Source organism: Streptomyces dryopteridis (assembly GCF_049606955.1).
Classification (GTDB): domain Bacteria; phylum Actinomycetota; class Actinomycetes; order Streptomycetales; family Streptomycetaceae; genus Streptomyces.
The window spans coordinates 1,190,381-1,215,841 of record NZ_CP187113.1 but is presented as its reverse complement, the minus strand read 5'-3'; the positions used below and the strand labels follow the sequence as shown (position 1 = coordinate 1,215,841).

General features: G+C 74.4%; 19 protein-coding genes. 9 read left to right on the top strand and 10 right to left on the bottom strand.

Translation table 11 applies throughout. The features are described from left to right. Positions 1 to 4: 4 nt before the first annotated feature. The 4 genes from ACN20G_RS04770 to ACN20G_RS04755 all read right to left on the bottom strand — a co-directional run bounded on the left by ACN20G_RS04770 (position 5) and on the right by ACN20G_RS04755 (position 3,374). Positions 5 to 883 carry an amino acid ABC transporter permease gene (locus ACN20G_RS04770; protein WP_424211464.1) on the bottom strand — a complete coding sequence of 293 codons (879 nt, stop codon included), beginning with the start codon at positions 881 to 883 and terminating at the stop codon, positions 5 to 7. Next, positions 880 to 1,554: an amino acid ABC transporter permease gene (locus ACN20G_RS04765; RefSeq protein WP_424211463.1), complete on the bottom strand. Its 675-nt coding sequence runs from the start codon at positions 1,552 to 1,554 to the stop codon at positions 880 to 882. Before ACN20G_RS04765 ends, ACN20G_RS04770 begins: the two co-directional genes overlap by 4 nt. Positions 1,555 to 1,649: 95 nt before the next feature. Beyond that, positions 1,650 to 2,480 (bottom strand): glutamate ABC transporter substrate-binding protein, encoded by an 831-nt coding sequence (locus tag ACN20G_RS04760; protein ID WP_424211462.1) that lies wholly within the window; start codon positions 2,478 to 2,480, stop codon positions 1,650 to 1,652. A gap of 102 nt (positions 2,481 to 2,582) precedes the next feature. Then, positions 2,583 to 3,374: an amino acid ABC transporter ATP-binding protein gene (locus tag ACN20G_RS04755; RefSeq protein ID WP_424211461.1), complete on the bottom strand. Its 792-nt coding sequence runs from the start codon at positions 3,372 to 3,374 to the stop codon at positions 2,583 to 2,585. Positions 3,375 to 3,658: 284 nt separating this feature from the next. Between ACN20G_RS04755 and ACN20G_RS04750 the strand changes: the two genes are divergently transcribed. Further along, the gene (locus tag ACN20G_RS04750) at positions 3,659 to 4,396 is read left to right on the top strand and encodes a response regulator transcription factor (RefSeq protein WP_424211460.1); all 738 of its coding nucleotides are present in this window, start codon (positions 3,659 to 3,661) and stop codon (positions 4,394 to 4,396) included. 13 nt (positions 4,397 to 4,409) lie between these two features. Continuing rightward, a complete protein-coding gene (locus ACN20G_RS04745) occupies positions 4,410 to 5,831 on the top strand; it encodes a sensor histidine kinase (RefSeq protein WP_424211459.1) in 1,422 nt (473 codons plus the stop codon). A gap of 3 nt (positions 5,832 to 5,834) precedes the next feature. Here the strand turns inward: ACN20G_RS04745 and ACN20G_RS04740 are convergent, their stop codons facing one another. From ACN20G_RS04740 to ACN20G_RS04730, 3 genes are all read right to left on the bottom strand, one after another. Continuing rightward, the gene (locus ACN20G_RS04740; RefSeq protein WP_424211458.1) at positions 5,835 to 8,912 is read right to left on the bottom strand and encodes an alpha-mannosidase; all 3,078 of its coding nucleotides are present in this window, start codon (positions 8,910 to 8,912) and stop codon (positions 5,835 to 5,837) included. Between the two features lie 76 nt (positions 8,913 to 8,988). Further along, positions 8,989 to 11,130, bottom strand: a complete 2,142-nt coding sequence (locus ACN20G_RS04735) for an endo-beta-N-acetylglucosaminidase (protein WP_424211457.1) — start codon at positions 11,128 to 11,130, stop codon at positions 8,989 to 8,991. A gap of 138 nt (positions 11,131 to 11,268) precedes the next feature. After that, entirely contained in the window at positions 11,269 to 12,546 is a 1,278-nt protein-coding gene (locus tag ACN20G_RS04730; RefSeq protein WP_424211456.1) for a glycoside hydrolase 5 family protein, read from the bottom strand. A 406-nt stretch (positions 12,547 to 12,952) separates the two neighbouring features. On the opposite strand from ACN20G_RS04730, the gene ACN20G_RS04725 reads away from it, so the two are divergent. The 3 genes from ACN20G_RS04725 to ACN20G_RS04715 are packed head-to-tail and all read left to right on the top strand — an operon-like array spanning position 12,953 to position 19,350. Further along, positions 12,953 to 17,251 (top strand): glycoside hydrolase family 38 C-terminal domain-containing protein, encoded by a 4,299-nt coding sequence (locus ACN20G_RS04725; protein ID WP_424211455.1) that lies wholly within the window; start codon positions 12,953 to 12,955, stop codon positions 17,249 to 17,251. A gap of 7 nt (positions 17,252 to 17,258) precedes the next feature. Further along, on the top strand, positions 17,259 to 18,314 hold the full coding sequence (locus tag ACN20G_RS04720) for a LacI family DNA-binding transcriptional regulator (protein ID WP_424211454.1): 1,056 nt from the start codon (positions 17,259 to 17,261) through the stop codon (positions 18,312 to 18,314). A 25-nt stretch (positions 18,315 to 18,339) separates the two neighbouring features. Further along, positions 18,340 to 19,350, top strand: a complete 1,011-nt coding sequence (locus tag ACN20G_RS04715; RefSeq protein ID WP_424211453.1) for an ROK family protein — start codon at positions 18,340 to 18,342, stop codon at positions 19,348 to 19,350. Between the two features lie 56 nt (positions 19,351 to 19,406). On the opposite strand, the gene ACN20G_RS04710 is transcribed toward ACN20G_RS04715, so the two are convergent. Next, positions 19,407 to 20,435, bottom strand: a complete 1,029-nt coding sequence (locus ACN20G_RS04710) for a TAXI family TRAP transporter solute-binding subunit (RefSeq protein WP_424211452.1) — start codon at positions 20,433 to 20,435, stop codon at positions 19,407 to 19,409. Between the two features lie 128 nt (positions 20,436 to 20,563). Between ACN20G_RS04710 and miaB the strand changes: the two genes are divergently transcribed. Then, the gene (gene miaB / locus ACN20G_RS04705) at positions 20,564 to 22,072 is read left to right on the top strand and encodes a tRNA (N6-isopentenyl adenosine(37)-C2)-methylthiotransferase MiaB (RefSeq protein ID WP_424211451.1); all 1,509 of its coding nucleotides are present in this window, start codon (positions 20,564 to 20,566) and stop codon (positions 22,070 to 22,072) included. Between the two features lie 105 nt (positions 22,073 to 22,177). Continuing rightward, positions 22,178 to 22,903, top strand: a complete 726-nt coding sequence (locus ACN20G_RS04700; protein ID WP_424211450.1) for a hypothetical protein — start codon at positions 22,178 to 22,180, stop codon at positions 22,901 to 22,903. 114 nt (positions 22,904 to 23,017) lie between these two features. Here ACN20G_RS04700 and ACN20G_RS04695 read toward each other — a convergent pair whose 3' ends face one another. After that, positions 23,018 to 23,284 (bottom strand): antitoxin, encoded by a 267-nt coding sequence (locus ACN20G_RS04695; RefSeq protein ID WP_424211449.1) that lies wholly within the window; start codon positions 23,282 to 23,284, stop codon positions 23,018 to 23,020. A 37-nt stretch (positions 23,285 to 23,321) separates the two neighbouring features. Next, a complete protein-coding gene (locus ACN20G_RS04690; RefSeq protein ID WP_424211448.1) occupies positions 23,322 to 23,729 on the bottom strand; it encodes a hypothetical protein in 408 nt (135 codons plus the stop codon). Positions 23,730 to 23,907: 178 nt separating this feature from the next. On the opposite strand from ACN20G_RS04690, the gene miaA reads away from it, so the two are divergent. Together miaA and ACN20G_RS04680 are read left to right on the top strand one after the other, a co-directional pair. Next, on the top strand, positions 23,908 to 24,846 hold the full coding sequence (miaA, locus tag ACN20G_RS04685; RefSeq protein WP_424211447.1) for a tRNA (adenosine(37)-N6)-dimethylallyltransferase MiaA: 939 nt from the start codon (positions 23,908 to 23,910) through the stop codon (positions 24,844 to 24,846). 132 nt (positions 24,847 to 24,978) lie between these two features. Beyond that, positions 24,979 to 25,455: a hypothetical protein gene (locus ACN20G_RS04680; protein ID WP_424215370.1), complete on the top strand. Its 477-nt coding sequence runs from the start codon at positions 24,979 to 24,981 to the stop codon at positions 25,453 to 25,455. The last annotated feature ends 6 nt before the right edge of the window (positions 25,456 to 25,461 follow it).

Here is a 25,461-nt window from a genome sequence, read left to right as displayed (position 1 = left end):
TGTGTCAGACGGCGCGCCCCGAGGCGGCGTCCTCGACGGATCCGGCGGACAGCACGGCGCCGGTGCTCTTGGTGGAGCGGCGCAGGCGGGACTCCAGGCGGCTCGCGAAGGTGGTCAGGGCGAAGTTGACCGCCACGTAGATCAGGGAGATCACCACGAGGGTGGCGATGGGGTTGCTGTAGTTGGCCGCGATCTGACGGTTCATGGAGAGCAGTTCGGTCAGGGCCAGCAGGGAGCCGCCGAGGGCGGTGTCCTTGAGGATGACGACGAGCTGGCTGACCAGGGCAGGGAGCATCGCGGTGACGGCCTGCGGGATCAGCACGTACGCCATGGTCTGGCCCTTGCGCATGCCGATGGCCTTGGCGGCGTCGCTCTGGCCCCGGGGCAGGGACTCCACGCCGGCGCGGACGATCTCGGCGATGACGGTCGAGTTGTAGAGGACCAGGCCGGTGACGACGGCGTACAGGGGGCGGAACTCCGAGCTGACGCTGCTGTACGTGGCGTACAGGACGTTGCCGAGGAACATCAGCACGAGCACCGGGATGGCGCGGAAGAACTCGACGAAGGCGCCGACCGGGACCCGCACCCAGGCGTGGTCGGAGAGCCGGCCGATGCCGAGGAGGGCGCCCAGGGGCAGCGAGATGGCCATGGCGATCACGCCGGCGAGGAGGGTCTGGCCGATGCCGGGTATCAGCCAGGTGGTCCAGATCCGGCCGTCGGTGACGAACGGGGTCCACTTGTCGGCGTCCAGCTGGTTCTTGTCGGCCATCCGCGCGAGGATCCACCACAGGGCGGCGCCGAAGAGGACGACGAACGCGGCCGTGTACAGGTGGTTGCGGACCTTGGCGCGGGGCCCCGGGGTGTCGTAGAGGACGTTGGTCATCGCTTCACCGCCATGCGTCGGGCGAGCCGGCCCAGGAGCAGGCCGGTGGGCAGGGTCAGGAGGACGAAGCCCATGGCGATGACCAGGAAGACGGCCATGATCGAGTCGGCCTCGTTCTCGTTCATCTCCTTCATCAGCAGCGCGGCCTCGGTGACGCCGATGGCGGCGGCCACGGTGGTGTTCTTCGTCAGCGCGATCAGCACGTTGGCGAGCGGGGCGATCACGGCCCGGAATGCCTGCGGCAGCACGATGAGGGTGAGGACCTGGAAGAAGCCCAGGCCGAGGGCGCGGGCGGCCTCGGCCTGCCCGACCGGGACGGTGTTGATGCCGGAGCGCAGGGCCTCGCACACGAAGGTGCCGGTGTAGGCGACCAGGCCCAGGATGGCGAGGCGGAAGCCGATGGACTTGAAGTCGCCGCCGCCCAGGGTGATGCCCAGGGTCTGGTTGAGGCCGAGGGAGCAGGCGATGATCAACACGGTGAGCGGGATGTTGCGCACGATGTTGACGTAGCCGGTGCCGAAGGCCCGCATGACCGGGACGGGGCTGACCCGCATGCCGGCCAGCGCGGTGCCCCAGACCAGGGATCCGGCCGCCGACCAGAGGGTGAGCTGCACCGTCACCCAGAAGGCGCCGAGCAGGTCGTACCGCCCGGACTCAAGAAACTCGAACACGTTGTCCTGCGCTCTCCCCAGTGACGGGTCAGGCCGAGGGGGCCCGGAGCGCCGCCGCAGGCAGGTCGGCGGCGTTCCGGGCCCCTATCGGGAGGTCAGCTGCCCTCGGTGATCTTCGGGGCGGGCTCGTTCTTGTAGTTGGCCGGGCCGAAGTTGGCCTGGACGGCCTTCTCCCAGGACCCGTCCTCGACCATCTTCTTCAGCGCGGCGTTGATCTTGGTCTGGAGCTCCTTGTCGCCCTTCTTCAGACCGATGCCGTAGTTCTCGTTGCTCAGGCTCAGGCCGACCAGCTTGAACTTGCCGCGGTTCTTCTCCTGGGCGGCGAAGCCGGCGAGGATGGAGTTGTCGGTGGTCAGCGCGTCGACCGCCTTGTTCTCCAGGCCGGTCAGGCACTCGGAGTAGCCGCCGAACTCCTGGAGGTCGGCCTTGGGGGCCAGCTTCTCCTTGACGTTCTGCGCGGAGGTCGAGCCGGTCACCGAGCAGAGCTTCTTGGAGTTCAGGTCCTCGGGCTTGGTGATGCCCGTCTCGTCGGCGCGGACCAGCAGGTCCTGGTGGGCCAGGAGGTACGGGCCGGCGAAGTCGACCTTCGCCTTGCGCTTGTCGTTGATCGAGTAGGTGGCCGCGATGAACTTCACGTCGCCGTTCTGGATCAGGTTCTCGCGCTCGGCGCTGATGGCCTGCTTGAACTCGATCTTGTCGGCGGAGTAGCCCAGCTCCTTGGCGACGTACGTGGCCACGTCCACGTCGAAACCGGAGAACTTGCCGTCGGGGCTCTTCAGGCCGAGACCGGGCTGGTCGAACTTGATGCCGATGACGATCTTGTCGCTGCCGCCGCCGGAACCGGCGTCGTTCTTGCCGCACGCGGTCGCGGTCAGGGCCAGCGAGACGGCGACGGCGGCGAGCGCGCCGACCTTCGTGAACTTCATCGTGAACTTCCCTCGAATCAGACGTTGTTGGTGTGACGAGCACCGAGCCGACGCGGCGCGCCGATCGGGGGCGGGCCCCCTACCTGTACCGGACGGGAGGGCTCAGTGGTGCAGGATCTTCGAAAGGAAGTCCTTGGCGCGGTCGCTGCGCGGGTTGCTGAAGAACTGCTCCGGGGTGCCCTGTTCGACGATCTTCCCGTCGGCCATGAAGACCACACGGTCGGCGGCGGAACGGGCGAAGCCCATCTCGTGCGTCACCACGACCATCGTCATTCCCTCGGCGGCGAGTTGCTGCATGACCTCCAGCACCTCGTTGATCATCTCCGGGTCCAGGGCCGAGGTCGGCTCGTCGAAGAGCATCACCTTCGGGCCCATGGCCAGGGCGCGGGCGATCGCCACCCGCTGCTGCTGGCCGCCGGAGAGCTGCGCCGGGTACTTGTCGGCCTGGGTGCCCACGCCGACCCGGTCCAGCAGCTCACGGGCCTTGCGCTCGGCCGTCGCCGCGTCGGTCCTGCGGACCTTGAGCTGCCCCAGCATCACGTTCTGGAGCACCGTCTTGTGCGCGAACAGGTTGAAGGACTGGAACACCATGCCCACGTCGGCGCGGAGCGCGGCCAGCGCCTTGCCCTCGGCCGGCAGCGGCCTGCCGTCCAGGGTGATCGTGCCCGAGTCGACGGTCTCCAGCCGGTTGATGGTGCGGCACAGCGTGGACTTGCCGGAACCGGAGGGTCCGATCACCACCACCACCTCGCCCCGCGCGATGGTCAGATCGATGTCCTGCAGCACGTGCAACGCGCCGAAATGCTTGTTCACCCCGCTCAACACGACCAGGTCGCCGCCCTCGGCGACGGCGGCCTCGTCCCGCACGTCCCCGGTACCGGACTCTGCGCTCATCGGTCCCCGCTCCGTCCTCCTCGATTGGGAGGACAGTAGTGAGGGTTTGCGCAGGTCGTCATCACATCTGAGGGACATTTGAGCATAACGATCCGGACTCGCGCGGATACGCTGCGTACGGGATCCGCTCGCGCGCGACCCCGCGGGCGCGAGCCGGGTACCGGGTCCGTAACGACACCGCGTGGCGAACCGGAACCCCCTTGACGGGCGGCCCCCGATCGGCGTGGATTCAGATGGGACAGCCGCGCCGCGATCCGGCGCCGACCACGAAAGGGGGCACACCCGTGAGACTGCTGCTCGTCGAGGACGACGACCACGTGGCCGCCGCCCTGTCGGCGGTCCTCGCCCGCCACGGCTTCAAGGTGACCCACGCCCGCGGCGGCGAGGAGGCCCTCCAGGCCCTGCTCCCCACCACCGGGGCCGGCGCCCCCAACCCCGCCTTCGACGTGGTCCTCCTCGACCTCGGCCTGCCCGACCAGGACGGCTACGAGGTGTGCGGACGCATCCGCAAGCGCAGCTCTGTGCCCGTCATCATGGTCACCGCCCGCGCCGACGTCCGCTCCCGGATCCACGGCCTCAACCTCGGCGCCGACGACTACGTGGTCAAGCCCTACGACACCGGCGAACTCCTCGCCCGCATCCACGCCGTGGCCCGCCGCACCCCCGGCCCCGAGGAACCCGCGCCCGCCCCGAGCGCCCCCGGCCCCGGCGAACCCGGGCTCGACCTCGGCGGCGTGCGCGTGGAGACCGCCACCCGCCGCGTCACCGTGGACGGGGTCGAGATCCCCCTCACCCGCAAGGAGTTCGACCTGCTCGCGCTCCTCGCCGGCCGCCCCGGCGTCGTCTTCCGCCGCGAACAGATCATCAGCGAGGTCTGGCGCACCAGCTGGGAGGGGACCGGCCGCACCCTGGAGGTGCACGTGGCCTCGCTGCGCTCCAAGCTCGCCATGCCCCGCCTGATCGAGACCGTGCGCGGCGTCGGCTACCGGCTCGTGGCCCCCGCCCCCTCCGCCCCGCACTGACCGCGGCCCACCCGTGCGCACCAGGCTGCTGCCCCTGCTCGTCGTCCTCATGGCCGGCGTGCTGCTCGCGCTCGGCCTGCCGCTCGCCGCGAGCCTGGCCGCCGCCGCCCAACAACGCGTGGTCGTCGACCGCATCGACGACAGTGCCCGCTTCGCCGCCCTCGCCCAGTTCGTCGTGGACGCCGAGAGCTCCCGCTCCAGCGGCGCCGACGAACGCCGCGACACCCTCCAGTTCGAACTCCAGCGGTACCAGGAGCTGTACGGGATCCGGGTCGGGATCTTCTACCGCGACAACAACGCCATGGTCCGCGCCCCCGGCTGGTGGGAACTGCCCACGCCCGAGCAGGGCGGCCCCGGACGCACCGCCTTCGACGAGGCCCTCACCGGCCGGCGCAGCCACGACCCGCCCCAGGTGTGGCCCTGGCAGCGCCGCGGCACCCTCGTGGTGGCCTCCCCCGTGGTCCTCGACGGGGACGTGGTCGGGGTCGTCGTCACCGAATCGCCCACCGACCGGATGCGCTCCGACGTCCTGCACGGCTGGCTCCTCATCGGAGCCGGGCTCTGCGCCGCGATGCTGCTGGCCTTCGGCGCCGCGCTCCGCCTCACCGGCTGGGTCCTCAAACCCGTCCGCACCCTGGACGCCGCCGCCCACGGCATCGCCACCGGCCGGCTCAACTCCCGGGTCGCCGCCTCCTCCGGCCCGCCCGAACTGCGGCGGCTGGCCCGGTCCTTCAACGAGATGGCCGACAACGTCGAGGACGTCCTCGAACAGCAGCGGGCGTTCGTCGCCGACGCCTCCCACCAGCTGCGCAACCCGCTCGCCGCCCTCCTGCTGCGGATCGAACTCCTCGCCCTGGAACTCCCCGAGGGCAACCCCGAGATCGCCTCCGTGCGCACCGAGGGCAAACGCCTCACCAGCGTGCTCGACGACCTCCTCAACCTGGCCCTGGCCGAACACGCCGCCGGCTCCCGGATCAGCCTCGTCGACGTCGGCGAACTCGCCGCCGAACGCGTCGAGGCGTGGCTGCCGCTCGCCGAGGACAAGGAGGTCGCGCTGCTCTGGCAGGGCGACACCGGCGTCACCGGCTGGGCCGACCCCGTCGCCCTGTCCAGCGCCCTGGACGCCGTCGTGGACAACGCCCTGAAGTTCACCCCGGCCGGCGCGCCCGTCGCCGTCTCCTGCGCGGTGCGCGGCGGGCACGCCGAGATCGTCGTCGCCGACTCCGGCCCCGGCCTCACCGAGGAGGAACTCGACCGGATCGGCGACCGGTTCTGGCGCAGCGGCCGCCACCAGAACGTCAAGGGCTCCGGGCTCGGCCTGTCCATCTCCCGCAGCCTGCTCGCCGCGGGCGGCGGGTCCCTCTCCTACGAGACGAACCCGCCGCACGGGCTGCGGGTCACGGTCGCCGTCCCGCGCACCGGCCCGCGATCCTGACCCTCAGCGGCTCCGCGCGAACCGCAGGGTCAGGAGCTCGAACGGGCGCAGCTCCAGCTCCAGCTCGCCCGCCACCAGCGGCGGGGCCTGACGCCGGCCCTCGGCGCCGGCCGCCGTGGTCTCCCACGGCCGCTCCAGCAGGTCCGCGGCCACCACCGAGTCCGCGGCGAAACCGAGCCGCAGCCGCGCCCCCGACACCCGGGCCCCGGTCGCCTCGTAGACCCGGGCCACCACGTCGCCCGAGCCGTCGTCCGCCAGCTTCAGCGCCGACAGCACGATCCGGTCGTCGGACAGCGAGACCAGCGGCTCGGTGACCCGCGTGCCGCGCGTCACCCGCTCCGGCAGGTTGATCCCGGCGCCCTCGCGGACTGCCTCCGTCAGCCCCGCCCCCGGCACCAGCGCGTAGCCGAAGCGGTGCCGGCCCTGGTCGGTCTCCGGGTCCGGGAAGCGGGGCGCCCGCAGCAGCGACAGCCGCACGGTGGTCGTCGTGCCCGAACCGTCCGCGCGGACCGAGCGGGTCACGTCGTGCCCGTACATCGAGTCGTTGACCAGCGCCGCGCCCCAGCCCGGCTCCGCCACGTGCAGGAACCGGTGGTGGCACGCCTCGAACTTGGCGGCCTCCCACGAGGTGTTGGTGTGGGTGGGGCGGTACAGGTGCCCGAACTGGGTCTCGGACGCGTACCGCTCGGCGTGCACGTCGAAGGGGAAGGCCACCTTCAGGAACTTCTCCGTCTCGTGCCAGTCCACCTCCGTCACGCAGTCCAGCCGGCCCGAACCCGCCGCCAGGGTGAGCCGCTGCTCCACCCGCGAGGCGCCGAAGGAACGGGTCACCAGCACCGAGTCCGGGCCGACCGGCTCCACCGCGTCCACGTCGACCAGGTCGGTGACGGTGTTGCGGTAGAAGGAGTCCACGTCCCACGCGTCCCACATGTTCGGGAAGTCGGGGTGGATCTGGAGCAGGTTCGCGGCCTGCCCCGGCGCCACCGACTCCCGGCCCGAGGCGTGCTCGCGCACCGAGACCACCAGGCCGCGCCCGTCCACCTCGACCCGCAGCAGGCCGTTGTCCAGGACGAACCCGCCGTCCTCGCGGGCCGTCACCGCGGTGGGCTCGCAGGCGGGGGCGGCGGAGCGGGGGGCGCTCCCGCCGGCCAGGACCCCGGCCCGGGTGTGCGGGGCCGCGTTGAAGACCAGCTCGACGGCGTCCGCGGCCTCGGGGTCCCCGGCCAGGGCGCGCTGGGCGTCCTCGATCAGCGCGCGGAGCTCGACGGCGACGGCCGCGTACGTGGCCTCCGCCTCGCGGTGCACCCAGGCGATGGAGGAGCCGGGCAGGATGTCGTGGAACTGGTGCAGCAGCACGGTGCGCCAGATCCGGTCCAGGGTCTCCTGCGGGTAGGGGTGCCCGGCGCGCACGGCGGCGGTGGCGCACCACAGCTCGGCCTCCCGCAGCAGGGACTCCGAGCGCCGGTTGCCCTGTTTGGTGCCGGCCTGGCTGGTCAGGGTGGCCCGGTGCAGCTCCAGGTACAGCTCGCCCACCCACACGGGCGGCTCGGGGTACTCGGCCTCGGCCTTCTCGAAGAACTGCGTCGGGGTCTCCCACGCCACCCGGGCCGAGCCCTCCAGGTCCCGCAGCCGGCGGGCCTTGGCGATCATCTCGCGGGTGGTGCCGCCGCCGCCGTCGCCCCAGCCGGTGGGGGCCAGCGAGTGCCGGGCCACGCCCTTGTCCTTGAAGTTGCGGGCCGCGTGGGCGATCTCCCGGCCCGAGACCGAGCAGTTGTAGGTGTCCACGGGCGGGAAGTGGGTGAAGATCCGGGTCCCGTCGATGCCTTCCCAGCGGAAGGTGTGGTGCGGGAAGGAATTGATCTGCGACCAGGAGATCTTCTGCGTCAGCAGCCGGCGGGAGCCGGCGGCGCTGATGATCTGCGGGAGACCGGCGGCGAACCCGAAGGTGTCCGGCAGCCACGCCTCCTCGTTGTCGACGCCGAACTCCTCCAGGAAGAAGCGCTTGCCCTGGACGAACTGCCGGGCCATCGCCTCCGAGCCGGGCATGTTGGTGTCGGACTCCACCCACATGCCGCCCGCCGGCACGAACCGGCCCTCGGCCACGGCCTCCTTCAGCCGCGCGTACACCTCCGGCCGGTGCTCCTTGATCCACGCGTACTGCTGGGCCTGCGACATCGCGAACACGAACTCGGGTTCGTCGGCGAGCAGGGAGGTCATGTTGGAGGTGGTCCGGGCCACCTTGCGGACCGTCTCGCGCAGCGGCCACAGCCAGGCCGAGTCGATGTGCGCGTGGCCCACGGCGCTGATCCGGTGCGCCGAGGCGTTCGCGGGCGCGGCCAGCACCGCGGCGAGTTCGGCGCGGGCGGCGGCGGCCGTGCCCCCGACGTCGGTCAGGTCCAGGGCGTCCAGGGCGCGTTCCACGGCCCGGACGAACTCGTGCCGGCGGGCGGTGTCGGCGGGCAGCTCGGGCAGCAGCTCCTCGATCACCTCCAGATCGGTCGCCAGCTCCCACACGGTGCGGTCGAAGACCGCCAACTCGATCCGCTCCAGCCGGTACTGGGGCTCGTCGCCGGCGGTGTGCCGGTCGCCCAGGCCGGTCGGGCGGAAGGGCTCCACCTCCAGGATCACCGGGTTCGACGCGGCCTCCAGGTGCCACTCCACCCGCTCGCCGCCCGCCACCGGCTCCGCGCCGGGCCGCACCCGCACCCACTGGTTGCGCGGGTTGATCGCCTTCACCGGGGTGCCGTCGGGCCGGTACACCAGGGCCTCGCACTGGAAGCCGGGCATCCGCTCGTCGAAGCCGAGGTCGATCCGGGCCTCCACCTCCCGGCCCGCCCAGTCGGCGGGCACCTCGCCGGTGACCTTGAACCAGGTGGTGTCCCAGGGCGCGCCCCAGGCGTCGCCGACCGCCACCGGGGTGTGCTCGGCGGCCAGGCCCTCGGCCACCGGCACCGGTTCGCGGCCGGGCGCGGTCCACGCCGAGATCTCCAACGGGACGGCGGCCGGGTACACGGCCGGGCGGACCCGCTCGTTCAGGACCCGGCGCAGGCGGGCCTCGACCAGGGTGCGGTCGTCGTGCATGGGGGTGCTCTCCTTCGGGGGCCCGGGGCGCCGGCGACGCGGCGCCCCGGGGGAGGTGGGGGGAGGGTGGGCGGTGCTACCAGGCGTGGGTGACGCGGACGGGGCGCGAGGCCGCGTGCAGTTCGTCCACGGCCCGCACCTCCAGCACGGCCGCCCGCTCGGTGCCCGCGCGTTCCAGGCTCGTGAGGAACAGGGCCTCGCCGGGGGTGCCGCCGAGGTAGCGGCGGGTGCCGTCGGGGAGCACGCGGTGCACCTCGTGCGCGCGGACCGGGCCGGGGGCGGCCGTCCACAGCAGCCGCAGGTCCGTGCCCCGGCCGGCGCCGGCCGGCGCGCTCGCGGTGATCCGGGGCGCGGTCGGGGCGGCGGGGGCGGGGCGGGTCCCGTCGTGGCCGGCGATCCGGCCCAGTCGCCAGTTCAGCGGCTTGTGGCCGCGGGCGGTCAGGCGGACGGCGAGGCCGTGCGCGGTCTTCCCGGCGAGTCGGGCGAGGGAGACGCGGTTGGTGCGCCAGCCCTGGCCGGCGCCGAGGTTCTCGGCCTTCAGCCAGGTGTACGGGACGGGGGCGCCGGGGCGGGCGGGTTCCGCGTCCGCCACGCCGATCTCGACGGCCACCGGGCCGCCCTCGGTGCGGTGGGTCAGCTCCAGCACGGTGTCGCGGGTGACGGGGAAGCGGGTGGCGTGCAGGCCGACCGTGACCGGCCCGTCGACCTTCCCCGCGACCAGCAGGCTGGAGCCGCCGCGCCAGGCGTCCGCGAAGTCGAGGGTGACCTCGGGGCGGGCGGCGCCCTCCGCGTGGGTGTCCAGGACCCAGCGCCGGCCCGGGAGCCGGTCCTGGAGCCCGAGGTGGTTCCACGGGGTGGTGGAGACCCGCCGGCCGTTCTCCCACCAGCCCTGGCCGTGGCCGGTGTTGAAGGAGCAGGCGAAGGGCAGGGCGGCGATCGTGCCCCGGTCGGCGACCACGGTGGCCGGGGCCCGCCAGGGGCCGTCGGGGGCGGGTCGGGCCGGGTCGAGGGACTCGCCGGTCCAGAACCGGTCGTCGGCGGCGTGGAAGGCGCCGGGGGAGCGGTCGGCGAGGTGGTTGCGGGTCCACTCGGGCCGGTAGAAGCCGTAGCTCACGACGTGCTCGCCGGTGCGCGGCACGATGGCGTCCCAGCGGTCGCGGGAGTTCCAGCCGTTGGCCTCCACGTCCACGCCGGCCCACAGTTCGTAGCGGCCGCGGCCGGCGAGGCCGTCGGCGCGGGCGGCGGAGTCCAGCAGCCGCTGGGGGTTCCAGCGGAAGTCCACGAACATGGTGTCGGCGACCTTGCCGGCGCGGTCCTCGAAGAACTCCTGGTTCTCCTGGTTCAGGGCGCCCTGCCAGCCGACCTTGCCGGTCCGGTTCATCGCGTCGTACCAGGTGATGTGCAGGCCGCGGGGTTCGCCGGCGGCGCGCAGGGCGCGCAGGAAGCGCTGCATGCGGCTCGCGAGTTCGCTGTCGCCGCCGTCGGTCTCGGCGTTGACGAACCAGCCGTCGAAGCCGTGGGCGAGGGCCACCTCCACCATCTTCTCGGCCACCGGGAAGCGGCCCAGGGCGTCGCTCTGCACCAGGTCGCGGGTCCACTGGAGGTCGCCGCCGTAGGGCACGGGCGGCAGGAAGACGTTGCCCATGACGCGCACGCCGTTGCGGTGGGCGGCGTCCACGACGGGCGCGTTCGGCGCGAGCACGATGCCCTCGCCGGAGGAGCCGCCCCAGAAGACCAGCTCGTCGATGTACGCCCAGTGGGTGAGGGCGTAGTAATCGGCGGTGGGGGAGCCCTGGGAGGGGCTGCCGGCGGTGTTCCCGAAGGACACCAGGGAGGCTATCCGGGCCTGGTCGGCGCGGGCCGTCACGTTGGGCGGGGTGGGGGTGAAGCGGGGGGCGAGCGGCACGGTGGAGCGGTTGAAGGGCAGGTCCGGGTCGGTCTCCGGGCGCCAGTCCAGCAGGGAGCGCCAGACGATGCCGGGGCCGGGCTGCCCGGCGGGCAGGTGCTGGGGGAACCAGTACGAGGCGTACGGGGCGATGTCGGCCGCCGCGCCCCGTGCGCCGTCCGCGCCGGGGGTGGTGGGGGCGGCCGTCGCGGTGCCGGTGAGGGCGGGGGAGGTGAGGAGGGCGGCGGCGCCGGCCGCGCCGGCGCCCGCGAGCAGGACGCGGCGCCGGGAGGGGGAGGTGCGAGTGTCGACGCCGTTGTCGGACTCGGCCATGTCAGGGGCTCCTTCGGGAGGTGACGGGGGTGCTGCGGGTGACGCGGATGGTGCGATGGGTGCTGATCGCGCCGCGGGGGGGCCGGACCGGGCCGGCCCCCGCGCGGTCGTTCTAGCGAGCGGTGGGCGGGGTGGGGCTCAGACCACGTCGGCCGGGAGGATCAGCTCGGTGATCCCGCGCGCCGCGAGGTGCTCGGCGTCCTCGGCGCGTTCGGCCAGCACCACCGTCGGGCGGGCGCCCTGGGCGGTGAGCCGGGCCCATGCCTCGAAGACCTCGCCGCCGGGGGCGCACACGGAACGTCGCGGGGCCGCCTCGGCGCCGCCCACGTCGGCCACCAGGCCCACGGTGCGGGGGGCGGGCGCGTGCTCGCGGCCCTTCCACTCCTCGACGATCGCCGCGATGGTCGCGCCGGCCGGCTTGACCACGCGGTCGTTGGTGAGCAGGCCCAGGCCGTACTCCAGCTCGGGGAAGTCGGCCAGCTCGCGGGAGACGTCGTGCGAGCACCACCAGGTCACGCCCCACACGTCCGGGCAGTCCAGGGCGTTGGCGACGGTGGCGGAGGTGAACTCGGCGGCGTGCTCGGGCTGGATCAGCGGGGCGGGCGCGCCGACCTCCTGGAGCCAGACCGGGCGGCGCGGGTCGCGGGCGTGCGCCTTGGAGAGCTCGATCATGTAGGCGGCGTGGTGCTCGGTGGCGGTGCCGGTGCGGCCGTGGCGCTGGGCGGTGCCGTTGAACACCCAGGAGTGCACGGCGGTGGCGCCGCCGAGGTTGGCGGCCTGGTCGACGGTGAAGGGGTGGCCGTCCTGGTACCAGGCCGCGTCGTACTCGGCGTGCAGGTGGAACTTGCCGGGGGCGCCGGCCTCGCACGCGGCGAGCATCCGGGTCAGCCAGGTCTCGGCCTGCTCGCGGGTGATCCGGTCGGGGTCGGGGTGCGGGCCGTCGGAGAACTGGTTGATCTCGTTGCCCAGGGTCATGCCGAGGAAGTTGGGCCGGTCGGCGAGGGCGGCGGCCAGGGTGCGCAGGTACTCCTCCTGCCCGGACAGCACGTCCGGGTCGGCGAAGATGTTGCGCCGGTGCCAGGTCCGCGTCCAGGCGGGCAGGAAGTCGAAGCTGGACAGGTGTCCTTGGAGGCCGTCCACGTTGACGTCGAGGCCGCGTTCGGCGGCGGCGTCGGCGAGGGCCACGAGCTGCTCGACCGCGCGCGGTCGGATCAGGGTCCGGTTGGGCTGGAACAGCGGCCACAGGGGGAAGACCCGGACGTGGTCGAGGCCGAGGCCGGCGATGGAGTCGAGGTCGGCCTTGACCTCGTCGAGGTCGAAGTCGAGCCAGTGGTGGAACCAGCCTCGGGTCGGCGTGTAGTTGGCGCCGAACCGGAGCGTGCGCGGGGTTCGGGGGGCGACGTCGGAGTCGTGCATGGAGGGTCCTGGGGTGGTGGGCGAAACCGCGGGGACGAGGAGGGGCGGGTCGGCGCGGGGGCCGGGGCCGGGACGCGTGGGCGTGCGGGGCGGGCGGGAGGTGCGGGGACGGCGACGGGCGCGGACGCCCCCGGTGCCGCGTGCGGAATTTCTCCGGGCGTGCCCAACCTGCCGCGCCGTGCGGGGGAAAGTCAACATGGCCCTTATCTCTGAACGTCCCGACTTGAAAGGATGAAAGTCCCTACCCGGGGTGACACTCGGACTTAAGCGCTTCAGTCCTGTTGACAGCAGGGTTCCAGAGGCTGAGTCTGATGGCGCTAATGCGCTTTAGTTGAACGGCTTGAACTGTTCCGCCGGGCGCTTCACCTGCAATTTCCCGGTGCGTCGTACAAGGAAGTGGGCGGAAATGGACACGGGTATCACCCTGGTGGGGGTCACCACCCCCGCCCTCTTCACCGGCACGGCCGAGTCGCCCCGGCAGGTGGTCCGCGTCCGGATCCGCCGCACCCGCCCCGCCGGCCCCCTGCACGTCACCGTCGACGGCCCCGGCCTGCGCACCCCGCACCCCCGCGTGGTCCGCGCCGACACCGCCGAGGCGTACGCCGGCACCGACGCCCGCGCCGCGCTCGCCGACTCCGACACCGGCCGCGACGGCCTCGAATCCGTGGTCGAGGTCTCCGTCGAGCACACCGGCGCCGAGGCCCCCGGCACCGCACTGCCGGCCGTCGCCCGCGTCACCACCCCCGACGGCCGCCCGCTGGCCGCGCTCGACTTCCGGTACGTCGTCGCCGAACCCGGCTGGACCGTCCGCCTCGTCCCTCACTTCCACTACGACCCCCTGTGGTGGAACACCCAGGCCGCCTACACCGCCCTGTGGGACCGCCCGCTGCGCCCCGGCGAGGCCGAACGCGGCTGGGAGTACACCGGCGTCCCCGCGTTCACCCTCATCCCGCTGCACCTCCAGGCCGCCCGCGACGACCCGGCGTACACCTTCGTCATCTCCGAGGTCGACTACCTCAAGCCCTACTGGGACGCCCACCCCGAGGACCGGGCCGAACTGCGCGCCCTTATCGACGCCGGCCGCGTCGAGGTGGTCGGCGGCACCTACAACGAGCCCAACACCAACCTCACCGGCGCCGAGACCACCGTCCGCAGCGCCGTCCACGGCCTCGCCCTGCACCGCGACGCCCTCGGCGCCGACCCGCGCACGGCCTGGCAGCTCGACGTGTTCGGCCACGACCCCTCCTTCCCCGCGCTGATGGCCGGCGTCGGCCTCGACTCCGTGGTCCTCGCCCGCGGCCCGCACCACCAGTGGGGCCCGATGATGGACACCTGGGGCGACACCCTGCGCCCGCCGACCGCGATGCAGCTGCCCGCCGAGTACGAGTGGATCTCCCCCGACGGCACCGGCCTGCTCATGCACTACCTGCCGGCCCACTACTCCTGCGGCTGGTTCTCCAATGCCGCGCCCGACGCCGAGACCGCCGCCGAACAGCTCCTCGACCTGTACGAGCTGCTGCGCGTCGGCGCCGCCACCCGCAACGTCCTCATCCCGCTGGGCACCGACTTCTCCTGGCCGCACCAGTGGGGCCTGGACGTGCAGCACGCCTGGAACCGCCGCTACCTGTGGCCCCGGATGGAACACTCCGGCCCTCGCGCCCACTTCGACGCCGTCCGCGCCGAACTCGCCGAGCGCGGCGAGGCCCCGCTGCCCGTCACCCGCGACATGGGCCCGATCTACACCGGCAAGGACGTCACCTACGTGGACGTCAAGCAGGCCCACCGCGCCGCCGAGAACCGGCTGGAGGCCGCCGAGACCTTCTCCGCCCTCGCCTGCGCCGAGGGCTTGGTCGACCACCCCGAACAGAGCCTGTCGCTGGCCTGGCGCCACCTCCTGCACGCCTCCCACCACGACGCCGTCACCGGCACCGTCTCCGATCAGGTCTACCTCGACCTGCTGCCGACCTGGCGGGAGGCCGCCGACCTCGCCGACGCCGTCCGCGACCGGGCCCTGGCCGCGCTCACCGCCGCCGCCGACACCGCGGGCCCCGGCCCCCTCGCCGTCACCGTCCACAACCCGCTCTCCTTCACCCGCACCGACCTCGTACGGGCCTGCGTGGCCCTCGCCGACCTGGGCCTGGGCCCCGCCCCGGCCGACGCCGCCCGGATCGCCCTCGTCGACGCCGCCGGACACCAGGCCCCCGTGCACGTGGACGCCTGCGCCGACGGCCGCGCCGAACTCCGCTTCCGCGCCGTCGACGTGCCCCCGCTCGGGCACCGCACCTGGTGGCTGCGACCCACCGAAGAGCCCCTGTCCGGGGGCTGGGAGCCCGTCGAGGGCCCGACGCGGGCCATCGAGAACGAACACCTGCGCGTCGAGGCCGACCCGGAGCGCGGCGGCGGCCTGTGCCGGATCCTCGACCGGCGCACCGGACGCGAGGTCCTGGACCCCGGCGCCGTCGACGAACTCGTCGTACAGGACGAGTACGACCAGCACCCCTACTTCGAGGAAGGCCCCTGGCACCTGCTGCCCAAGGGCCCCGGCACCGGCTCCGGCGCCGCCCCCGCCGAGTCCTTCCGCGTCGAACGCGGCCCGCTCGGCGCCCGGATCGTGGCCTCCGGCCGCACCGGACCCGTCGCCTGGACCCGGACCAGCACCCTCTGGGACGGCCACGACCAGCTCGAACTGAGCACCCGCGTCGACGAGTTCACCGGCAGCGACCAACTGCTGCGGCTGCGGATCCCCGCCGACGTGCCCGGCGCCGTGCCTGTCGTGGAGACGGCCGCCGCCGCCATCGGGCGCGGCTTCGGCTTCCCCGAGGCCGACACCGGCGTCGACCACACCCGCGCCCCCCGCACCCTCGACAGCCCCTGCCTCAACTGGTTCGGGCTCTCCGCCCCGCTGCGCACCGCCCTCGGCGACGGCACCGACGCCGAGCCGACCCCCGGACGCGCCGTCGGCGCCGCCGAGATCGTCCTCGGTGCGAGCGGCGCCCCCGAGGACCTGCGCGAGCTGGTCACCGCCCTCGGCCGGCGCGGGGTCACCGCCACCCCCACCCGCGCCGACGGCCCCCGCTGGGGCGACATCGCCGTCGACAGCTCCCTGCCCGACCTGCGGATCGCCCTCGGCGGCCCCGAGACCAACCCCTTCACCGCCCGCGTCCTGGCCGCGGCCGACCCCGCCCACGCCGAGGCCCTGCGCGCGAGCGGACGGGTCTGGATCCCGGCCCGCGCCGGCCTGCGCGAGACCTGGGAACCCGGCTGCGACCTCACCGACCCCCGCGCCCTGCCCGTGCTCGTCCTCACCGACCCGGCCGCCGACCTCGCCGCCGACCTCGACGCCCGCGGCCGACTGGACGCCGTGCGCCCCGGCACCGACACCGGCGCCCCCGTCGACCCGGACCGGCCCTGGGCCGGACACACCGTGGCCCTCCTCACCCGCGGCGTCCCCAGCTGCGTGATCGACACCGAGGGCCGGCTGCACAGCACCCTCATGCGCTCCTCCACCGGCCGCCCCAGCGCCGAGTGGATGGACCCGCCGCGCCGCACCCTCCCCGACGGGGCCTCCTTCCAACTCCAGCACTGGACGCACGAGTTCGAGCACGCCCTGGTCGCGGGCGCCGGGGACTTCCACGAGCTCGACCTGGCCCGCCGGGGCCGCGCCTTCAACAAGCCGCTCACCGCCGTCGTCACCCAGCCCACCGCCGGACCGAACCCGTCGGCCCGCAGCCTCCTCACCGTCGAACCCGCCGACCGGGTCCTGGTGGAGACCGTCAAACGCGCCGCCGGCCCGCGCGGCGAACTCGCCGTCCGGCTCCGCGAGACCCACGGCCGCCCCGCGACCGTCTGGACCGAGTACGCCACCGACCCCTCCGCCGAGGCCGACCTCCTCGACCGCCCCGTCGGCCCCTTCGACGGCCGGATCCCCGGCGGCGCCACCCGCACCGCCCTCCTGCTCACCGAATCCGGGATGCCCCTCGCCGACCCCGTCCGCGACCGCACCGAGACACCCGTCTTCAGCCGGTACTGGCTGCACAACACCGGCACCGCCCCGCTCGGCGACGCCCCCTGGACCGTGACCGCCGAGGGCACCCCCGAACACCTGCGGGTCCGGGTCTCCGCCCACGGCGCCGGCGGCCCCGTCACCCTCACCGTCACCGCACCCGAGGGCTGGACCACCGGCTGGAGCGAACACGAGACGGAGCTCGCCGACGCCGGCCACGCCCTCCTCGACCTCGCCCTCACCCCCGCCCCCGACGCGGCCCCCGGCGAACACCCGGTCCGGATCACCGCCCACACCCCCGCCGGCCCCTTCGAGGACGTGTACGCCGTCCTCGTCCCCGGCCTCGACGGCGAGATCCCCGACGCGGCCCGACTGTGGGTCGAGGCCGACCGCGACCCCGCCGAACCGCTGTGCGTCGCGCCCGGCGCGCACGCCCCGCTCACCGCCCGGATCGGCTCCGAAGGACTGCGCGGACCCCTGCGCGGCACCGCCCTCCTCGTCTCGCCCTTCGGGACGTGGGATCTCGCCGGACCCGCCGCCCTCCCCTTCCGACTGGACCCGGACCACCCCGAAACGGTCCAATTCGATGTACGGCCCCCTCCGGGCACCACCCCCGGGACGTACTGGGCGGCCGTCAAGGCGGTCGGCGATGGCCGGATCGCGTACGGTCCGGCCATCGCCATCCGAGTCACCGAGGGATAGAACACCCATGGCCCGCAGACCCACCATCAAGGACATCGCCCGGCAGGCCGGGGTGTCGGAGAGCGCCGTCTCCTTCGCCCTCAACGACCGGCCCGGGGTCTCCCGCGAGACCCGCGCCCGGATCCGCACCGTGGCCGAGGAACTCGGCTGGCAGCCCAACAGCGCCGCCCGCGCCCTCTCCGGCGAACGCTCCGGCGCCGTCGGCCTGGTCCTCGCGCGCCCCGCGCACACCCTCGGCGTGGAGTCCTTCTTCCTCCAGCTGGTCTCCGGCATCCAGGAGGTCCTGGCCGCCGACCGCACCGCCCTGCTCTTCCAGGTGGTCGAGGACATCGACGCCGAGTGCGCCGTCTACCGCCGCTGGTGGGCGGAGCGTCGGGTGGACGGGGTCCTCGTGGTGGACCCCCGCTCCGAGGACCCCCGCCCCGCCCTCCTCGCCTCCCTGGGACTGCCCGCCGTCGAGGTCGGCGAGAGCAGCCCCGCCCCCGCCCTCTCCTCGGTCTGGGCCGACGACGCCCAGGCCATGACCCAGGTCCTCGACCACCTGCACGCCCTCGGCCACCGCCGCATCACCCACATCGCCGGCATGCCCGACCTCGCCCACACCGCCCGCCGCATCCGGGCCCTGCGCGACGAGGCCGAACGCCTCGGCCTCAGCCCGGACCAGGTCCGCTCCGTGGTCACCGACTACTCCGACACCGAGGGCGCCGCCGCCACCCGCCGGGTCCTCACCGCCGGAGCCGCCGCCCCCACCGCCCTGATCTACGACAACGACGTGATGGCGGTGGCGGGCGTCGCCGTCGCCGGCGGCCTGGGCATCCCCGTGCCCGGCCGGGTCTCCGTCGTGGCCTGGGACGACTCGGCCCTGTGCCGGGTCACCCACCCCCGCCTGACCGCCCTGGTCCGCGACACCGCCGATTTCGGCCGGCTCGCCGCGCGCGAACTCCTCGCCCTGCTCGCCGGCGGCACCCCCCGCGCCGTCGAGGCCGAACAGCCCCGGCTGACCCCCCGCGAGTCCACCGCCCCGCCGCCCGCCCCGCCCGCGCCCCCGTCCGCCGCACACTGAGAACCACCCCACCCAGGAGCGTCCCGTGACCACCCCCACCCCCGCCCCCTCGGTCCCCGGCCCGCGCGCCGCGCGGCGCGGCGGACTCACCGTCGCCATCGACATCGGCGGCACCAAGATCGCCGGCGCCCTGGTGCACGACGACGGCACGATGAGCGTCCGCGCCCGGCGCGACACCCCGCGCGGGGTGTCCGGGGACGAGGTCATGGCGGCCGTCGAGGAGGTCGTGGCCGAACTCGCCGCGGCCCCCGCCTGGAGCGAGGTCACCCGCTGCGGCGTCGGCTCCGCCGGCCCCGTGGACGCGGTCACCGGCACCGTCAGCCCGGTCAACATCACCGCCTGGCGGCAGTACCCGGTCCGCGCCCGCACCGAGGCCGCGCTGACCCGGCACGGCGCCGACGTCCCCGTGGTCCTCGTCGGCGACGGGGTGGCCATGACCGCCGCCGAACACCGCCACGGCGCCGCGCGCGGCCACGCCAACGCCCTGTGCATGGTCGTCTCCACCGGGGTCGGCGGCGGCCTCGTCCTCGGCGACCGACTCCTGCCCGGCCCCACCGGAAACGCCGGCCACATCGGCCACATCAGCGTGGACGTGGCCGGCCCGATCTGCGGCTGCGGTGGCCACGGCTGCGTCGAGGCCATCGCCTCCGGCACCGCCATCGCCCGCTGGGCCGCCGAACAGGGCTGGACCCCCGCCGCCGGCGACCGCGCCGACGCCGCCGCCGTGGCCCGCGCCGCCGACGCCGGCGACCCCGTGGCCCTGGCCGCCTTCGACCGCGCCGGCCGCGCCCTGGCCGCCGCGATCGCCGCCACCGCCACCCTCGTGGAAACCGACATCGCCGTCATCGGAGGCGGGGTCGCGAGCGCCGGCGAGACCCTGTTCGGGCCCATCCGCCGCCACCTCGCCGACTTCGCCACCCTCGGCTTCGTCTCCGGTCTCGCCGTGGTCCCGGCCGCCCTCGGCACCGACGCCGGCCTGATCGGCGCGGCGGCCGCCGCCGGCGACCTCATCCCCACCGCCCCCGCCGGCCGCTGAACCCCGTCCGCTCCCCGTCGGGCCTGACGGGGAGCGGACGGCACGGCCGCACGGGATCAGGGCTTGACCGAGCGGTAGTACGCGGCGGCGCCCTCGTGCAGGTCCAGCGGATCGGTGTAGATCGCCGTGCGCAGGTCCACGAGCTGCGCGGCGTGCACCTCGCCCCCGATCGAGGGGCGGCTGTCGATCACCGTGCGGGTGAACCGCTCGGTCAGGCGCGCGTCCTGCCGCTCCGTGGTGACCAGCAGGTTCGGCACCGCGAGCGTGGGCACCGGCTCGGTGTTGCGGATCTTCGCGTACGCGTCCTGCGGCATCGCCGCCGCCCGGTAGTAGCGCGCCGGCCCGCCCTGGGCCTGCACCGAGGCCACCAGGTCGCCGAGCGGCACCAGCCGGATCTCGTACCGCTCCGACAGCTCCTTCACCGAGTTCGTCGGCAGACCGCCGGACCAGAAGAAGGCGTCGATCCGGCCCTGCTCCAGCTCGGTGGGCATCGTGTCGATCCCGATCGACACCGGACGCACGTCCTCGGCCGGATCCAAGCCCGCCGCCCGCAACATGCGCTCCGCTATCAGCCGCACCCCCGACCCCGGCTGCCCCACGGCCACCCGCTTGCCCCGCAGGTCCGCCGTGCTCCGCACCGGGGAGCCCGCCGGCACCACCAGCTGCACGTAGTCGTCGTACAGGCGAGCGCACCCGCGCAGCCACACCGCCCCGGGCCGGCCGTCCAGGCGGTACTTGGCCACCGCGTCGGCCGTGGCCACGGTGAAATCGGCCTCGCCCGAGGCCACCCGGGCCAGGTTCTGCTGCGAACCCTCGCTCGGCTCCAGGCGCACCGAGACCTCCGGCATGTCCTGCGCCAGGTGTTCGCGCAGCAGCTCCCCGTACCGGTGGTACACCCCGGTGGGCACCCCGGTGCTGAACGTGAGCGTGCCGCTCGGCTCCTTCGGCGCGGTCGGCCACAACCACCAGGCCACCAGCGCGCCCACCACCAGCAGCGCCACCGCCGGCAGCCGCAGCCGGGCCCACCGGGCGCCGGCGCCGACCGGGGACGCGTCGACGGGGGGCGGGGCGGGGGAGTGCGACATGCCCGCGATCCTGCCGGCCCCCCGGCGCCCTGTCACCACCCGAGCGGAGCCGTGCGCTCCGCCCCGGCCCGGGTCGGGCCCGTCCACGACCGGCCGGGAGCCCCGGGGCGAAGCCTTACCCTTGTCGGGTGAGTGTTGAGGGCGAGGCGACAGCAGTGAAGACCTACGAGGTGCGCACCTACGGGTGCCAGATGAACGTGCACGACTCCGAACGGCTCTCCGGTCTCCTGGAGGGCGCGGGGTACGTGCGGGCCCCCGAGGACACCCCCGACGGCGGGGCCGACGTGATCGTCTTCAACACCTGCGCCGTCCGCGAGAACGCCGACAACCGCCTGTACGGCAACCTCGGCCACCTCGCCCCGATGAAGGCCGCCCGGCCCGGGATGCAGATCGCCGTCGGCGGCTGCCTGGCCCAGAAGGACCGGGACACCATCGTCAAGAAGGCCCCCTGGGTCGACGTGGTCTTCGGCACCCACAACATCGGCAAGCTGCCGGTGCTGCTGGAACGCGCCCGGATCCAGGAGGAGGCGCAGGTCGAGATCGCCGAATCGCTGGAGGCGTTCCCCTCCACCCTGCCCACCCGCCGCGAGTCGGCGTACGCGGCCTGGGTGTCGATCTCGGTCGGCTGCAACAACACCTGCACCTTCTGCATCGTGCCCGCCCTGCGCGGCAAGGAGAAGGACCGCCGGCCCGGCGACATCCTCGCCGAGATCGAGGCCCTGGTCGCCGAGGGCGTCTCCGAGATCACCCTGCTCGGGCAGAACGTCAACGCCTACGGCTCCGACATCGGCGACCGCGAGGCGTTCTCCAAGCTGCTGCGCGCCTGCGGCAGGATCGAGGGCCTGGAGCGGGTCCGCTTCACCTCCCCGCACCCCCGCGACTTCACCGACGACGTGATCGCCGCCATGGCCGAGACGCCCAACGTGATGCCGCAGCTGCACATGCCGCTCCAGTCGGGCTCCGACCCGATCCTCAAGGCCATGCGCCGCAGCTACCGCCAGGACCGCTTCCTCGGCATCATCGAGCGGGTCCGCGCCGCGATCCCGCACGCCGCGATCTCCACCGACATCATCGTCGGCTTCCCCGGCGAGACCGAGGAGGACTTCGAGCAGACCCTGCACGCGGTCCGCGAGGCCCGGTTCGCCAACGCCTTCACCTTCCAGTACTCCAAGCGCCCCGGCACCCCCGCCGCGACCATGGACGGACAGGTGCCCAAGGCCGTGGTCCAGGACCGCTACCTGCGGCTGGTCGCCCTCCAGGAGGAGATCTCCTGGGAGGAGAACAAGAAGCAGGTCGGCCGCGTCCTCGACGTGATGGTCGCCGAGGGCGAGGGCCGCAAGGACGGCGCCACCCACCGCCTCTCCGGCCGCGCCCCCGACAACCGCCTCGTGCACTTCACCAAGCCCGCCGAGGAGGTCCGCCCCGGCGACGTGGTCACGGTCGAGATCACCTACGCGGCCCCGCACCACCTGCTCGCCGAGGGCGAGGCCACCGCCGTCCGCCGCACCCGCGCCGGCGACGCCTGGGAACGCCGCAACGCCGCCCCCGCGCAGCCCGCCGGCGTGATGCTCGGCCTGCCCGGCATCGGCGCCCCCGCCCCGCTGCCGGCCGCCACCGGCGGCTGCTCGGTCGGCTAGCCGCACAGCACCCACGCGCGCACGGACCCCCGCCCGGCCCACCCGCCGGGCGGGGGTTCGCGCGCGTCGGCCCCGGGAGCGGGCCGGGGGCGTAGGCTGACGATCATGTTCACCGCAGCCGCCGTGTGCCCCGCCGCGCCCCTGCTCGTGCCCGAGGTCGCCGCCGGCGCGGCCTCCGAACTCGACGACCTGCGGCGCGCCGTCGTCGACGCCCTCGGCGTCCTCGCCGCCGCCCGCCCCGACCGGCTCGTGGTCGTCGCCTCCGCCGAGGCCGCCCGCGCCGGCGAATACCCCGAGGGCAGCCCCGGCTCCTTCCGGGGCTTCGGGATCACCGGACCCGCCGCCGAGGTCCGGCTCGGGCCCGCCGGCGACCTGAGCCCCGCCGCCCGCACCCTGCCCACCGGCCTGGCCGTCGGCGCCTGGCTGCTGGACCACGTGGCCTGGGCCGGCGCCCCCGTGACCGGCCTCGCCGTGGCCGACACCGCCACGCCGCAGGAGTGCGCCGCCCTCGGCGCGGACCTCGCCGGGTCCGCCGGCCGGGTCGCGCTGCTCGTCCTCGGCGACGGCAGCGCCCGCCGGACCCTGAAGGCCCCGGGCTACCTCGACGACCGGGCCGCCGCCCACGACGCCGCCGCCGCGGCCGCCCTCGGCTCCGCCGACACCGCGGCCCTCGCCGCCCTCGACCCGAACCTCGCCCACGAACTCCTCGTCGACGGCCGGGCCCCCTGGCAGGTCCTCGCCGGCGCCGCCGCGCCCGCCGCCCCGGCCGGCCGGCTGCTGTACGAGGACGCGCCCTACGGCGTCGGCTACCTCGTGGCCACCTGGTCCTGACCCCGCCGTCCGCCGCGCCGTCCGCCCGCCGGACCCGGACCCGGACACGCGAACGGGGCGGGTCCCGATGCCCTGAGGCACCGGGACCCGCCCCGTTTCCGCGCGCGAATCCGGTCAGGAGGCCGGCGGCGGGGTCGGCGGCCGCTGCGTGCCGTCCGTCCCGTCGGTGCCGTCCTGGTGGGCGACCTTGCCCAGCGCGTCCTTCGCCTTGTCGGCGCCGGACGCGATGCGGTCGCTGTACTTGCCCTTGGTCTTGGCATCCACGACCTGGGCGACCTTGTCGAGGCCCTGGCCGATCTTCCCCTCGTGCTGCTGCGCGAGGTCACCGACCTTCTCCTTGGCCGGTCCCAGCTTGGCCTTCAGATTGTCCAGCAGTCCCATGGAACACCTTCCCGATCGGTGCGCGGCCCGGCCGCGCTCACTGTGTACGGGCGGCCTCACCGGCGGCCACCGCCTCGGCCGGCGCGTTCGCGCCGCCCTGACGGGGGATGCCCACCGACTCGACCTCCGCCTCGACCTCCGCGTCGGTCCCGGCCCGCGGACCGCCGTCGTCCTCCGCCTCCGCGTCGGCCCCGGCCGTGACCTCCGCCGCGACCGCGACGTCGTCCTCGGCGTCGACCTCGACCTCCGCGTCGGTCTCCGTACCGGCCACGGGCTCCGCGGCGCCCGCCTCCTCGGCGACCTCCGTCACCTCGGCCGCGGGCCCCGTCTCCGGCTCCTCGACACCGTCCCGGGGCGCCGAACCGGTGTCGACCGCCGCGGACACCTCCTCCGCCGCGGGCTCCACCACGGTCTTGCGCCGTCGAAACAGGTCGAATACGCCCATGTCCACTCCCAGTAACGTTACTCGTCGGGGTGAGGTTCCCGCCGGCGCGGACACGCCCGTTCGGGCAGGTCACGACGGGTGCGCCCGAGCCCGGAACCCCGAGAGGGGAACGAGCCCCGACCACCCCCGTCACCTCGCCCGATCGGGTGAGGCGCGCGGGATTTGCGAGACTGGGGCGGTGAGCACCGCATCCCCCAAGCCCCGGGTCATCGCCGTCGTCGGCCCCACCGCCGCCGGCAAGTCCGATCTCGGCGTCGCCCTCGCACGTCACTTCGACGGCGAGGTCGTCAACGCCGACTCCATGCAGCTGTACCGGGGGATGGACATCGGCACCGCGAAACTGACGCCCGAGGAACGCGGCGGCGTCCCCCACCACCTCCTCGACGTGTGGGACGTCACCCGCACCGCGAACGTCGCCGAGTACCAGAGCCTGGCCCGCGCCGAGATCGACCGGCTGCTCGCCGCCGGCCGCGTCCCCGTCCTCGTCGGCGGCTCCGGCCTGTACGTGCGCGGCGCCCTGGACGCCATGGAGTTCCCCGGCACCGACCCCGAGGTCCGCGCCCGCCTGGAGGCCGAGGCCGCCGAGCACGGCCCCGGCCCCCTGCACCAGCGGCTCGCCGCCCTCGACCCGGCCGCCGCCGCCGCGATCCTCCCCGGCAACGGCCGGCGCATCATCCGCGCCCTGGAGGTCATCGAGATCACCGGCCGGCCCTTCACCGCGAACCTCCCCGGCCACGACTCCGTCTACGACACCGTGCAGATCGGCGTCGACGTGGAGCGCCCCGAACTCGACGCGCGGATCGCCGACCGCGTCGACCGCATGTGGGCGTCCGGGCTCGTCGACGAGGTCCGCGCCCTGGAGGCCGAGGGGCTGCGCGAGGGCCTCACCGCCTCCCGCGCCCTGGGCTACCAGCAGGTGCTCGCGGCCCTCGCCGGGGAGTGCACCGAGGAGGAGGCGCGGGCCGAGACGATCCGCGCCACCAAGCGCTTCGCCCGCCGCCAGAACTCGTGGTTCCGCCGTGATCCCCGGGTCCACTGGCTCAGCGGGGCCGCCGCCGACCGGGGGGAACTCCCCGGGCACGCGCTCTCGTTGCTCGAACGAGCGGTCACAGCCTGATCACGTGATGGCATCGGGACGTCTCGGGCGTCCTTGGGCGGCCCCCGGCCGTGCCATCATCGAATTCCGCCGGTGTGGTCACCGGCGGTGAACGGCGGCGATACGAGGTCCTGGTGGGGAGGGCGCGTGGCGATGGAGGCCGGCCCTCGCGACACCGGGCGCGACGACGACCGGGGCGAGCGCGCTGACGAGGTGCTCGGACTGCCCGCCGACCCCGGCAGGCTCACCTCCGACGGACCCGACCCGGTCGAGACGGAACTGGCCGCCGGTCCCGCCGTCGAGGTCGAACTGCGGCCCCAGCGCCGGCTGCGGATCTGGCAACTCGCCCCCATCGTGATGCTCGCCGCCGCCGGCTCCCTCATGTTCGCCTTCCCCCTCGCCTTCGAGTTCGGCGACGGCGGCGCCGTGGTCGCCATGCTGGGGCTGCTGATCAGCTCCTGCGCGGGCGGCTGGGGCATGATGGCGGCCCGCCGGGTCGGCCACAGCTGGCCCGGACTGCCCCCCCGGGGCTCCGGGATCCGCCCGGACTGGCGGATCCTGGCCCTCTACACCCTCGTGGTGCTCGGCGTGGCGGCCCTGGCCGTGTGGCGCGTCGCCCGGCTGCGCTGACCGGCC